Below are 13,511 nucleotides of genomic sequence, written 5' to 3'. Positions count from 1 at the left end.
CGCCCTGCTGTCTCTCAGAGCGAGAGGTGCAGGCGAAGGGCTTCATCGACCGCCGCGACGAGTTCGGCCGGAGCCCAACCGACCGGACGCACGATCCGACTGACGGCGATGGTGCGCACCTGCTCGGCCTGCGCCTTCGAATCGCGATCGAGGCCCGTGGCGTCAGCGGGAAGCAGTACTTGGAACGGCAACACCCGCGCGATGTTGGACGTGACCGGCACCACAGTCACCGTGGCTCGCGGTGATCGCATCGCCGCGGCATTCGCCGCATTGTTGCTCACGAGCATGGCGGGCCTGGTCTTGCCCGCTTCGGACCCGACCGCAGGATCCAACGAGGCGAGCACGATCTGTCCTCGGCGCAAGAGCGGGATGGACGAGTCAGTCATGCGGATGCGAGGCCATCGGCGTCAGCGGCATCCCACGCGTCGTCGTACCCCTCGGCGAACGCCTCTGCATAGGCATCAGCGAGCCGGCTCTCGCGCAGAAGTCGGACGGCATCCTGCACCGCAGCAGAGCGAGAGGCGTACCTGCCGCTCAGCGTCTCGAGATCGAGGAACGCGACATCACCTTCGCTCAAGCTCAGACTGACTTTGGCGTTTGTCATGCATCGATGCTACTCGAGTAGCAAGGCTTCTCCTACTGTCTGCACAGCGAGAAGGGCCCCGGATGCCGGCATCCGGGGCCCTTCTGCAGCTGATGCGTCAGCGCTTGCCGACGATCTGACGGCCGACGAGGTCGCGCATGATCTCGTTCGTGCCGCCGTAGATGCGGTGCACCCGGGCATCGGTGAAGGCGCGGGCGATCGGATACTCCATGATGTAGCCGTAGCCGCCGTGCAGCTGCACGCCCGTGTCGAGCACCTCCCACTCGCGCTCGGTCGCCCAGAACTTGACCTTCGCGGCATCCTCCGCGGTGAGCGTGCTGTTCTTGTAGGCGAGCAGCGCGCGGTCGATGTACGCCCACATCGCGTCGGTCGTGGCCGCCATGTCGGCGAGGCGGAAGCGGGTGTTCTGGAAGTCGGCGATGCGCTCGCCGAACGCCTCGCGGTCCTTCGTGTAGGCGACGGTCCAGTCGAGGGCGGCCTGAGCGGCGGCGGCCGCGGCGACGCCGATCGAGAGACGCTCGAGCGGCAGGTTCAGCATCAGCTGGATGAACCCCTGACCCTCTTTGCCGCTGATGAGGTTCTCGTCGGGGATGAACACGTCGGTGAAGCTGAGCTCAGCGGTGTCCCAGCCGTGGAAGCCCATCTTGCTGAGCTTCTTGCCCTGGTCGAACCCCTCCATGCCCTTCTCGACGAGCAGCAGGCTGAACGCGTCGGGACGATTGCCCTCGCCGGTCTTGACGAAGGTCACGACGACGTCGGCCGTCGTGCCCGACGAGATGAATGTCTTCGCGCCGTTGAGGATGTACCCGCCGTCGACCTTCTTGGCGTTGGTCTTGATGCCGCGAAGGTCAGACCCCGCACCGGGGTCGGTCATGGCGAGCGCGCCGAGCACCTCGCCCGTCGCCATGCGCGGGAGCCACTTCTCCTTCTGCTCCTGCGTTCCCATGTGCACGAGGTACGGCACGGCCAGATCGTCCTGGATGCCGAAGGCACCGGCGAGCGACCCCGCGCCCGAGGCGATGACCTCTTCCATCACGATGGTGCGGAAGCGGTAGTCCTGCAGCATCCCCGCGCCGCCGAACTCCTCGGGGACGGAGAGTCCGATCAGGCCCGCCTCGCCGGCGGCCAGCATGGTCGCGCGGTCGATCTCGCCCGCGGCATCCCACCGCTCGATCGCCTCGTTGCTCACGTGGCGCTTGACGAAGTCCTTGACGAGGTCGCGGAATGCCTCGTGATCCTCTTCGTAGATGTCGCGTTCCATTGCGTCCTCCCGAACGTTCGTGCGTCTTTGCTCCGGCGATTCTATGCCGGGTCACCGACACGAAGACAGCCCGTTGTGAGAATGCATCCCACAATCGGTGGGACTGGGTACCGCGATTGTCGGATGCCGCAATACGGTCGATGACGCGTGCGCCCGCAGGCGCTCAGTGCGCGCTCAGCGCGTGCTCGATACGCGGTCAGTGCGCGTAATCGGGGGCCGCGGGGAGCCCGAAGAACTCCTCGAGCGTGTGGTACCCGCCGTGGTGATACGCGGCCGCGAGGTCTCGCCCGAGGTAGCGCAGATGCCAGGGCTCCGGCTTGTAGCCGGTGATCCCGGACCCGACCTGCTCGTAGCGCACGATGAATCCGTATTCCCAGGCGTTGGCGGCGATCCACTCCCCCTGCGCGGTGGCGCCGAACGACTCGATCGCTCCGCATCGTGAATCGCACGCCACGAGATCGATCGCGAGACCGGTCTGATGCTCGCTGTGGCCGGCGCGCGCCGAGGACGCGTCCGCGTGCGCCTGCCCACTGCTGCGCACGTGCGAGGCATGCGTCGCGACCTGCAGGTCGTACGAGCGGTAGCCGTTGTTCGCCCCGATGCGCCCTGCCCCCTCGGCCGCAGCCGCGTCGGCCATCTCACCCGCCGCTGACGCGACATCGGCTCGCGCCTGACCGGACGAGGTGGTCATCTGCAGGGGGATGTCGGCGAGCGACCCCGGAGCGAAATCGATCGGAGCGAGCGGGCGCGCCTTGTTCACGACGACCCACACGTGAGCCGGGTCAGCGAGCGCCACGCAGGGTGCGTTTCCGGCGATGACCGCCGCGCGGAAGCTCTCGGCGCCGCCGAAGCCCGCGATGATCGCGTCGTCATCGGCGGCCGTGATCGCCTCGATCACGCTCGGCTCGGAACAGGGGTCTGCGGCTGTGGTCGCGCCGACCTCGACAGCGGGCACGTCCTGCACCACGAGCGGCTGCGGCATCGCCAGCTCATCCCGGCCCGCATCGGCGATGGGCGCGCCCGCCAGCGACAGCAGGATGCCGACGGCGGTCACCGCGAGTCCGAAGGGCAGCGCGGGGCCGCGGATCGGGGAACGCGGCGCCGCATGCTGAGGCTGCGGCGCGAAGGACATCCTCCCATTGTCCCTTAAGTCGACTAGAACACATGTACCCTTCGGGTTGACCTCAGGGTCGTTCATATGTTCGAATATCTGTCATGAGGTGGCAGGGACAGAAGCTCGGCGATGTCGATGACGCTGCCCTGCCCGGTCTCGAAGATCGCTCGAACGTCCTCCGCACGGTGACGACCCCCGAATTCGCGGGCATGACGTTCCACGAGGTGCTGTCGAAGTCCGCGCTCAACCACGTGCCGGGCGCGTCGCGCATGCCGTTCGCCTGGACCATCAATCCGTACCGCGGATGCAGCCATGCCTGCGTGTACTGTCTATCTCCCGACACATTGATCCTCTGCGCCGATGGTCGCCAGCGGCCGCTGAGTACCCTCGAGATCGGTGACGAGATCATCGGCACCGAGCGGCAAGGCAGCTACCGCCGTTACGTCCGCACCACGATTCGGGCGAAGTGGGCGACGCGGAAACAGGCGCACCGGGTCACGCTCGCCGACGGGACCGAACTCGTCGCGAGCGGGGACCATCGGTTCCTCACTGAGCGCGGGTGGAAGCATGTCGCGGATGCCGATTCCGGGCAGCGCCCACATCTCACGACGAACAATCGGCTCATGGGGTTCGGAATCGGATCCGCCGGGTCATCGATCGATGCGCTATCCGCCGGATACCGTCGGGGTTACCTCGCGGGGATGATCCGCGGCGATGCGATGATCTTCCACGGCACGTACCCGAGCGAGACCCGAACCCGCGAGATACACAGCTTCCGCCTTGCACTGATCGATGACGAAGCCCTCGAGCGAACTCGGCGATTCCTCGAAGTTGAAGGCGTGCCGACCAGGACCCGCCCCTTCGCGGTCGCCACCGATACGCGCAGCGCCGCGGACGCGATCCATACTGCGGCCAGGCGTCATGTCGAGACCATCGAGTCGCTCGTCGACACGCCCGATGCTCCGGACGCTGACTGGTACGCGGGGTTCCTCGCCGGCATCTTCGACGCGGAGGGAAGCTGCTCGCGGGGCGTCCTGCGGATCTCGAACAAGGACGCAGAGATCATCGCGTTGATCGAACGGGGCTTGCGGCTTTTCGGGCTTCCGCATGTCGTCGAGGACCCGCGCCCCAACGGCGTTCGGAGCGTCCGTGTCGTCGGCGGCCTCCCCAGCCGCCAGCGATTCTTCGCGATCTGCTCACCGGCGATCACCCGCAAGCTCTCCATCGATGGGACCGCGGTGAAGAGCATCGCCGATCTGAGGGTCACCGAGATCACGCCGATCCCTGAAGAGCAGGATCTGCTCGACATCACGACCGGCACAGGAGACTTCATCGCCAACGGGGTCATCAGCCACAACTGCTTCGCTCGTGGAACCCACGAGTATCTCGACCTCGACGGCGGAGCGGACTTCGACTCGCAGATCGTCGTGAAGGTCAACGTCGTCGAGGTGCTGCAGAAGGAGCTGCGCAAGGGCAGCTGGGAGCACGAGACCGTCGCGCTCGGCACGAACACGGATCCGTATCAGCGCGCAGAGGGGCGCTACAAGCTGATGCCGGGCATCATCGACGCCCTCGCCGCATCGGGCACGCCGATGTCGATCCTCACGAAGGGCACGCTGATCAGGCGCGACATCCCCCTGCTGGTGAAGGCCGCGCAGCGAGTGCCCGTCGACATCCAGATGTCGATCGCGATGTACGACGACGAGCTGCAGAAGGCGATCGAGCCGGGAACGCCGACGACCCAGGCCCGGCTCGACACCGTGCGCGCGCTGCGAGACGCCGGGTTCCGGGTCACGGTGTTCCTGATGCCGATCATGCCTCACATGACCGACTCGGTCGACGCGATCGACACCGCACTGCGGCGCATCAAAGAGGCCGGGGCGAATCGCGTGATCTACGGCGCCCTGCACCTGCGGGCCGGCGTGAAGCCGTGGTTCATGCAGTGGCTCGGCGAGTTCCGCCCGGACCTCGTCTCGTCGTATCGGGGGCTCTACCCGGGCGTCTCGGCCGAGGCCCCGAAGGGGTACCGCCAATGGCTCGCGAAGCGCGCACGGCCGCTGATCCGGCTGCACGGCCTCGACGGGCAGCACGAAGACGACTACCCCGTGCGCGGCATGCGATCGTCCGCGCCGCACGGGCGGCCGGCACCCGCGTTCACCCCCTCGCCCGCCGCTGCGCAGCCGATGCTGTTCTGAGACTGGGCCGGGGGACGACTTGCCGTCTGACGACAGCTGAGCCACCACGACCGCACGTTCCCCGCGCCTGCTGAGGACCCGCATTAGGTTGGACAGCATGTTCCGCGGATACGTCGCCCTGTTGTTCCTCGCCGGTCTCGCCGCCGCTGTCTACGGCACCCTGCTGCCCGGGGGCGGTGGCACGACGCTGGCGATGGTGGGCGCAGCATCCCTGGGCGCATCACTCGTGCTGATCGGGATCGTCCTGCTGCGCGAGGGCGAGCAGGATCTGAAGCAGGCGCGGGCGAGGTCCGACGCCGGGCGCTGACCGTCACGGCGCCCCGGCCAGGGCGCGTAGGCTCGGAAGCTATGGCTACCGGCTCCACGATGCACACCTTCGACGTCCAGCTCGCCGATATGGATCGCGGCGTCTACGACGACTTCTCGCTGCGCGTCGCACGGCATCCGTCCGAGACCGACGCGTACATGCTGACCCGGGTGCTCGCCTACGGGTTGGAGTTCACCGAGGGGATCACGTTCGGCGGCGGCATCTCGCAGACCGATGAGCCCGCCGTGCTCGTGCGCGACCTCACCGGTCAGACCACCGCGTGGATCGAGGTCGGAGCCCCCGACGCCGAGCGTCTGCACTACGGCAGCAGGCTCGCCGAGCGCACGGTCGTCTACACGCACCGCGATCCGGTGAAGGTCATGGCGCCCTGGGCCGACAAGCGCATCCACCGCTCCGAGGACCTCCGCGTCTACAGTTTCGACGCCGGCTTCATCGACTCGGCCGCTCCTCTCATCGAGCGCCGCAACACCATGACCCTGACCGTGACCGAGCAGGTGCTGTACCTCGACCTCAACGGCACAACCCTGACGACGGCGATCCACGAGCACGAGCTCGGCTGAATCGAGCACGCCGCCCGGCGGCATCCGCAGCCCCGCAGCATCGGCAGCATCGGCAGCCCCGCACCCCGCACCCCGGCGGCATCCGGAGCACCGCAGCATCCGCAGCATCCGCAGCCCCGCACCCCGCACCCCGGCGGCATCCGGAGCACCGCAGCATCCGCCGCGTGGCGGCATCCACATCCACGGCCCACAGCCCGGCGGCATCCGCCGCGTCCACAGCCGCGGCGCCGCAGCATCCACTGCCTTGCTGCATCCGCGCCCCACGGTCGCTCATTGAGCGCTCCCCGCATCGCTGCGGGAGGAGGACTGCGCCTCGGGAGGAGATTCCACCCCGAATTCTCCTCCTGAAGAGCAGATCTCCTCCCGGGAGGTGTCGCACTCCGCGCGCGCTCTGATGGAGATCTCACGCTCCGAAGAAGCAATCGGATGCATCCGTCCTTCGGAGCGAGAGATCTCCTTCGCACCGCACCAAGCCCATCCGACGCCACACCATCCCACGCCAGAACGCCGAAGGCCCCGCCCCCGCGATGCAGGGACAGGGCCTTCGAGCGTGACGGATCAGGCCGTGAGGTCTGCCGCGGTCGGCACGCGACCCGCGATCTCCTCGATCAGGTCGTCGTCGATGCGGGCGTTCTCGAACGGGGCATCGATCTCGGCGCGCTCCAGCAGCTCGGTCATGCGGCGCTGACGCTGACGCGTGATCAGCGTGACGACGCGGCCCGAACGACCGGCGCGGCCCGTGCGGCCCGAGCGGTGCAGGTACGTCTTGTACTCGTCGGGGGCATCGGCCTGGACGACCAGGTCGATGTCGTCGACGTGGATGCCGCGGGCGGCGACGTCCGTCGCGACGAGCACGTTGACGCGACCAGAGGTCAGACGCTCGAGGTTGCGCGTGCGCTTGGCCTGGTTGAGGTCACCGTGCAGCGAGACGGCAGGGATGCCGGCGTCGTCGAACTGCTCGGCGAGCATGTCGGCGTACGCGCGGGTGCGGGCGAAGACGAGCGTCTTGCCCTCGCGGTCGACGAGCGAGGTGAGGATGTCGGCCTTGTCACGGTGCTCGATCACGAGCACGCGGTGCTCGATCGTGCTCGAGTCCTGGTCTTCACCGGCGACCTCGTAGACGGCCGGGTCGACGAGGAACTCGTCGACGAGAGCCGCGACCTCGCGGTCGAGCGTCGCCGAGAAGAGCAGCTTCTGGCTGCCGTCGGCGGTGTGACGCAGGATGCGCTGCACGGGCTCGACGAAGCCGAGCTCGCACATGTGGTCGGCCTCGTCGAGCACCGCGATGCGGCAGTCCGAGAGGTCGAGCTTGCCCTGGTTGATGAGGTCTTCGATGCGTCCGGGCGTGCCGATGACGATGTCGACGCCCTTCTTGAGCGCACCCACCTGACGGCCCTGGGGCACGCCACCGTAGATCTGCGTGGTGAAGAGACCGACGCTGCGCGCGATCGGCTGGATCGTGCGGTCGATCTGCAGTGCGAGCTCGCGGGTCGGGGCGAGGATGATCGCGCGCGGCGACCGACCGAACTCACGACGCTTGCCGGCCTGCGACTGCAGCACGCGCTCGACGAGCGGAGCGCCGAAGGCGATGGTCTTGCCGGAGCCGGTGCGGCCACGGGCGAGGACATCGCGTCCCTCGAGAACTGCCGGGATGCTGGCCGCCTGAATCGGGAACGGCGTCGCCGCGCCCATGCCGACGAGGGTTTCGACGATGTTGGATCCGAGACCGAGGTCGCCGAAGGTCACACCATCGACCTCGACGGCAGCGACGGACTTGGCCTCGAGGCGCTCGTGCACGACGTCATCCGTCGGCTCGAACTTCTTGGCGGGTGCCGCGCTCGACGTGGCGTTCCAGTCGTTACGGCTGGGGCGCTCGTTGCGCGACGGCCGCCCGCGGGTGTCCGACGTCAGCGGGCGCGGACGCTCGGTGCGGTACGCGCCACCGGTCGAGGGACGCGAACGCTCGTCGCGGCCACCCTCGATCGAACGCTGAGTGCGGTCACGGTCGAAGGCACGACGCGCACGGTCGGCGTCGTAGGAGCGCTCGGCGCCGCCACGGTCATCACGACGGGGGCCTGCGCCACGGTCGTCGCGACGAGGACGCTCGTCACGGTCGAAGCGCGGACGCTCGGATGCTGCGCGATCGAAGCGCGGACGCTCGAAGCGGTCGCCCGAGCGAGCAGGACGGTCGTCGCGGTTGAAGCGCGGACGCTCGGACGCGCCGCGGTCGTCACGCTGCGGGCGGTCGTCGCGCGAGAAGCGCTGGCCACCGCGATCGTCGCGGAAGCCTCCGGAACGCTGGTCACGGCGGTCGTCACGACCCGGACGTCCGCCATCGCGGTGATCGTTGTCGCGGAAGCCCTGGCGCTGCGTGCCCGCACCGCGGTCGTCGCGGCGCGGACGCTCGTCACGCTGGCCGCCGCGCTCATCGCGGTAGGTGCCGGGACCGGTCGGACGCTGGCCGGCGCGGTCGTTGTAGCGCGGACGATCGAAGCCCGCGGAGGAGCGGTCGTTGTAGCGCGGACGGTCGTCGCGGTTGTGCGGCGCCTCGCGGCGACCCGACTCTGCACGGTTGCGGATGCCGCGCGACTCGTCGCGACCCGCGCGCTCCTGCGCGCTCCAGCGCTGCTTGGGAGCGCCCTCTTCGGCCGGACGGTATCCACGGTGACCGGCGCTGCGGCTGCCGGGGCGGCGGTCGAAACCGGCCGATGCGGTGCGGCGGTCGCCGGCATCCGCGCGTCCGCCGCGAGCATCGCGGGAATCACGCGTGTCGCGACCTGCGTCGCGGCCGCCGGCGTGGCGGTCGTGGAACGAGGTCTTGTTCGCGCCGTAGCGCGGCTCGAAGTTGGCGGCGGGGCGTCCGCCGCGGGGCTTCTTGTTCTTGGGCATGGGTGTGTCCTTCTGAGTTCTCGCACGAGAACAGCGCCGCGCACACGCGCGTGCACCCTGCGCCCGATCGGATGCGATCGAGCAGGGTTCCGGACTGTCAGCGGCCGGGGCCATTCATGTGATGGTTGATCAAGCGTCGAGCGACGCTCACCATCGGCCCCTGGACTCACACTTCTTACACAAAAACGTCCGCGCACTGCGCGGGTGTCCGAAGCCGACCCCTCAAGTGTAGCGGTCGCTCCTGAAAAACCGCCCAGTCCCCCTCGCACTCATCGCTCCCCATACGATTGCGGGGTGAACTCCGCATCCCCCACCGGCACCCAGGTGCACCTCCAGCTCGGCGACGTCAGCGCACAGATCGCTCAGGTCGGCGCTTCGCTCCGCTCGCTTCGCATCGGCTCCGTCGACCTGATCGCGCCCTACCCGCTGGAGTCCCCGACGCCCTCGTGCTCGGGGGTCGTGCTCGCGCCCTGGCCCAACCGGGTCCGCGACGGCCGATGGGACGACGAGGGCACGGCGCGACAGCTCGCGATCACCGAGCCGAAGTTCGCCAATGCGAGCCACGGACTGCTTCGCTTCACGGCCTACGACGTCAAGGAGTCGGCCTCGGCGACGACGCTGAGCGCGACGATCTTCCCGCAGACCGGGTATCCGTACCTGATCGAGACGAGCGTGACCTACGCCCTGCGCGCCGACGGCATCGACGTCACGCACGCGCTGACCAATCGTTCGGCGACCGCAGCGCCGGTCGCGCTCGGCACCCACCCCTTCGTCACGATCGGAGATGTCGACCCGCACGACCTCGTCCTGACCGTGCCGGCTCGCACCGCCTTCGACACGGACGAGCGGATGCTACCCACGGGCACTCGCCCCGCCGATGCCGTTCTTCGCGACGGAGTGCGCCTGGGCGACGTGAGCCTCGACACCGGTTTCACCGACCTCGATCGCGATGCCGACGGACTCGTGCGGCACTCGCTCACCGCGCCGGACGGACGCCGCCTCACACTCTGGCAGAGCGCCGGCTTCGACGTCGTGCAGGTCTACACGACCGACAAATACCCCGGACAGTCGCTCGCCGTCGCGATCGAACCCATGACCGCGCCGGCCGACGCCCTGAACAGCGGCCTCGGCATCCGTCGCCTCGCCCCCGGCGAGACCTGGACGCTGCAGTGGGGCATCACGCTCGACTGATCCCGACGCCACTCGGCCGCGACGGTCGCGTACGCGACTCCGCACGAGACGACCGATGCCCGCCCGGGAAGAGATTCCGGGCGGGCATCGGGCTCAGCGCTGCTGAATCGTGAACGTCGGCTGAGGCTACTCGCCGCGCTCGCGCAGCTCGCGGCGGGTCAGCTGCGGGGCGTGCGGCAGGTCGGAACCGGCACCGCCGGCACCCGCACCCGTACCCGCTCCGGCGAGCACCAGCCCGTCCGCGGGCGCAGGCCCGTCCGACGGGTCAGACCCGTCGACCGGCGCGGATCCGTCGTCGCCCGAGCCCGCCTTGCGGGCCCGGCGCCGCTCCTTCGCACCCTCGACGAGGTTGTAGAGCGTCGGCAGCACGATCAGCGTCAGCACGGTCGACGAGATGAGTCCGCCGATCACGACGATCGCGAGCGGCTGCGAGATGAACCCGCCGTGTCCGGTGATGCCGAGCGCCATCGGCGTCAGCGCGAAGATCGTCGCGAGCGCCGTCATGAGGATCGGCCGCAGACGCTTCTCGCCACCGGCCTTCACTGCGTCGATGGTCGACAGCCCCTTCTCGCGGTACTGGTTCACGAGGTCGATCAGCACGATGGCGTTCGTGACCACGATGCCGATGAGCATCAGCACACCGATCAGCGAGGCGACACCGAGCGGCACACCCGTGACGATCTGGAGGAGGATCGCACCGGTCGCCGCGAACGGCACCGACACGAGCAGCAGCAGCGGCTGACGCAGCGACTTGAACGTCGCCACCATCACGACGTACACGATCAGGATCGCGGCGAGCATCGCGAGCCCGAGCTGCGAGAACGAGTCGGCCTGCTGCGAGGCGACGCCGCCGACCTCGGCGGACGCACCGTCGGGCAGATCGACGGCTGCGAGAGCGTCGGTGACCGACTGGGTCGCCACGGCGAGGTTGTCGGATGCCGGCGGCACGGTGACCGTCGCGGTGCGTCGCCCCTGCTCGGTGGTGATCGAGGTCGGACCGTTGCGCTCCTCGACGGTGGCGATGTCCTGCAGCTGCACGACGCCGGCCGCGGTCGGGATCGCCAGCTCGCGCAGCGCCTGCGCGGTGGTCGGCGGCTCGGGTGCCGCGAGGTACACGGTCAGCGCCGTGTCGTCGATCTCGACGGTGCCGACCTGCTCGGGTCGCATCGTGTTCGACACGATGGATCCGACGGCGACCTCGGAGAGCCCGCGCTGCGCCGCGGCGTCACGGTCGACGACCACCGCGAGGTAGGGCAGAGCCGCCGCGAGGTTGTCGGTGACCTGGCCGACGCCGTCGCGGCCGTCGAGCTCATCGACCACGGCGGTGGTGGCGGTCTGGAGGTCATCGGCGTTCGACGCCGTGATCGTGATCTCGATGTCGCTCGAGCCGAGGCCGGCGGATGCCGCGACCGACACCTCGCCCACGTCGGTGAGGTCTTCGATCGCCTTCTGCACATCGGCCCGGAGCTTCTCCTGGTCGGCGTCGGCGTCGGTGAGCACCGAGTAGGTCACGCCGGCTCCGCCCGAGAACGCATCGCGCAGGGCCGACCCGCTCGATCCGATCGAGGCCTGCACAGTGGTGACGCCGTCGATGTCGAGAAGTGCGTCCTCGACGGCGACCGCCGCCTCCGACTTGGTCTCGAGGCTCGCGGTCGGACCGAGGTCCTGGGTGACCGTCATGGTGTTCTGACCCGAGTCGCTGAGGAAGTTGATCTTCATCAGCGGAGCCGCGGCGAGCGTGGCACCGAGCACGACGACCGCGAGGATGACGGTCACACCCGAGTGCTTGAGCGTCCAGCCGAGGATCGGACGGTAGGCGCGCTGCAGCGGCGTCGGCGGAGCCGCCGGGTCTTCGGGATCGATCTGCACGCCGTTCTCGTCGAGCAGCGGCTTGCCCGGTCGGAGGAACCAGTACGCGAGCACGGGCACGATGGTCAGCGACACGAGCAGTGAGGCCACCATGGCGATCGACACCGTCATCGCGAACGGCCGGAACAGCTCGCCGACCATGTCGCCGACGAACACGATCGGCAGGAACACCGCGACCGTGGTGATGGTCGACGAGGTGACCGCCATCGCCACCTCGCGCACGGCGAGACGGATCGCGTCTCCCTTGTCGGCGTCGCCGACGTAGTGCCTCTTGATGTTCTCGATCACGACGATCGAGTCGTCGACCACGCGACCGATCGCGATCGTGAGCGCGCCGAGGGTGAGGATGTTGAGCGAGTACCCGAATGCCTGCAGGCCGATGAAGGTGATGAGCACGCTCGTCGGGATCGAGATGGCGGTCACCAGCGTCGAGCGGATCGACAGCAGGAAGATGAGGATGACGATCACGGCGAAGGCGAGGCCGAGCAGCCCCTCGGTCGCGAGCGTCTCGATCGACTGCTGGATGAACGGCGCCTGATCGAACACAATGGTGAACTTCGCGTCGGGGAAGGCCTCGCCGATCGTGTCGAGCGCGGCGATCACGCCCTGCGACACCTCGACGGTGTTGGCGGCCGGCAGCTTGGTGATCGAGATCGAGAGCGCGTCCTTGCCGTCGACGCGGGAGATCGACGAGATCGGGTCGGCCTCCTGCACGACGGTGGCGACGTCGCCGACCGTCTCGTTCGTGCCGACGAGCGGGAGCGCGGCGATCTCCTCGACCGAGGTGATCTTCGCGCCGGTCTGCACCGTGAGCGTCTGGCCATCCTCGGTGATGTCGCCACCGGGGAACAGCGTGCCGTTCTGCTGCAGTGCGGTCTTGATCGCCTGAGAGCTCTGTCCGGCTGCCGCGAGCTTGCCGTTGTCGGGCGTGATCGTGATGCGCTGGCCGACGCCACCGATGATCTCGGCGGCGTTGACCCCGTCGACGTCCTCGAGCTCGGGGATGGCCACGCTCTGCAGTTCGGCCTGCGCGTTCTCGGCGTCATCGAAGCCGGTCACCGCGACCTGGATCACCGGGAAATCGTCGATCGATACGGTCAGCACCTGAGGGCTGACGTCGTCGGGCAGCTGGCCTGAGATGCGGTTGATCGCCTGCTGGATCTTCTGCTCGGCGGTCGCCAGGTTCGTGCCGTACGCGAAGGTCGCCTGCACGATCGAGGCGTTGGTCGTGCTGGTGGCCGTGGTGCCCTCGAGCCCCGGAACGCCCTGGATCGCCGACTCGATGGGCGTCGAGACGTCGTTCTCGACGACCTCGGGCGACGCACCGGGGTACGTCGTCATGACCATGAGGTTGGGCAGCTCGAGCGACGGGATGAGCTCCTGCTTGAGGTTCGTCAGCGCGAGTCCGCCGAACACGGCGGCGACGATCGTGATCAGCGCGATCAGTGCGCGGTTCTTGAGACTCAGGACGGCGAGGTTCGACAAGGCGGGTTCTCTCTC

Annotated in this window: 10 protein-coding genes; 4 read left to right on the top strand and 6 right to left on the bottom strand. The window is 68.6% G+C overall.

What is annotated here, in order from left to right:
• Positions 1-14: 14 nt before the first annotated feature.
• The 4 genes from JOF42_RS05095 to JOF42_RS05080 form a co-directional block, all read right to left on the bottom strand.
• Positions 15-386, bottom strand: coding sequence for a type II toxin-antitoxin system PemK/MazF family toxin (locus tag JOF42_RS05095; RefSeq protein ID WP_210096870.1), 372 nt, complete (start codon positions 384-386; stop codon positions 15-17).
• On the bottom strand, positions 383-604 hold the full coding sequence (locus tag JOF42_RS05090) for a ribbon-helix-helix domain-containing protein (RefSeq protein WP_210096869.1): 222 nt from the start codon (positions 602-604) through the stop codon (positions 383-385). Before JOF42_RS05090 ends, JOF42_RS05095 begins: the two co-directional genes overlap by 4 nt.
• A gap of 97 nt (positions 605-701) precedes the next feature.
• Entirely contained in the window at positions 702-1,865 is a 1,164-nt protein-coding gene (locus JOF42_RS05085) for an acyl-CoA dehydrogenase family protein (protein ID WP_210096868.1), read from the bottom strand.
• 196 nt (positions 1,866-2,061) lie between these two features.
• Positions 2,062-2,997, bottom strand: coding sequence for a M15 family metallopeptidase (locus JOF42_RS05080; RefSeq protein ID WP_210096867.1), 936 nt, complete (start codon positions 2,995-2,997; stop codon positions 2,062-2,064).
• An 83-nt stretch (positions 2,998-3,080) separates the two neighbouring features.
• Here JOF42_RS05080 and JOF42_RS05075 point away from each other — a divergent pair, with 83 nt between their 5' ends.
• The 3 genes from JOF42_RS05075 to JOF42_RS05065 all read left to right on the top strand — a co-directional run bounded on the left by JOF42_RS05075 (position 3,081) and on the right by JOF42_RS05065 (position 6,062).
• Entirely contained in the window at positions 3,081-5,174 is a 2,094-nt protein-coding gene (locus JOF42_RS05075) for an intein-containing Rv2578c family radical SAM protein (protein ID WP_210096866.1), read from the top strand.
• 97 nt (positions 5,175-5,271) lie between these two features.
• Entirely contained in the window at positions 5,272-5,481 is a 210-nt protein-coding gene (locus tag JOF42_RS05070) for a hypothetical protein (protein ID WP_210096865.1), read from the top strand.
• Between the two features lie 41 nt (positions 5,482-5,522).
• Positions 5,523-6,062 (top strand): YaeQ family protein, encoded by a 540-nt coding sequence (locus tag JOF42_RS05065; protein ID WP_210096864.1) that lies wholly within the window; start codon positions 5,523-5,525, stop codon positions 6,060-6,062.
• Between the two features lie 558 nt (positions 6,063-6,620).
• Here the strand turns inward: JOF42_RS05065 and JOF42_RS05060 are convergent.
• On the bottom strand, positions 6,621-8,951 hold the full coding sequence (locus tag JOF42_RS05060; protein WP_210096863.1) for a DEAD/DEAH box helicase: 2,331 nt from the start codon (positions 8,949-8,951) through the stop codon (positions 6,621-6,623).
• Positions 8,952-9,245: 294 nt separating this feature from the next.
• Between JOF42_RS05060 and JOF42_RS05055 the strand changes: the two genes are divergently transcribed.
• Positions 9,246-10,142 carry an aldose 1-epimerase family protein gene (locus JOF42_RS05055; RefSeq protein ID WP_210096862.1) on the top strand — a complete coding sequence of 299 codons (897 nt, stop codon included), beginning with the start codon at positions 9,246-9,248 and terminating at the stop codon, positions 10,140-10,142.
• Between the two features lie 126 nt (positions 10,143-10,268).
• Here JOF42_RS05055 and JOF42_RS05050 read toward each other — a convergent pair whose 3' ends face one another.
• Entirely contained in the window at positions 10,269-13,496 is a 3,228-nt protein-coding gene (locus tag JOF42_RS05050) for an efflux RND transporter permease subunit (protein WP_210096861.1), read from the bottom strand.
• Positions 13,497-13,511 lie beyond the last annotated feature (15 nt).

The sequence above is a fragment of the Microbacterium phyllosphaerae genome (genome assembly GCF_017876435.1).
GTDB classification, from domain to species: domain Bacteria; phylum Actinomycetota; class Actinomycetes; order Actinomycetales; family Microbacteriaceae; genus Microbacterium; species Microbacterium phyllosphaerae.
Note: the sequence above shows the minus strand (reverse complement) of the source record. Positions and strands in the feature narration are given on the sequence as shown.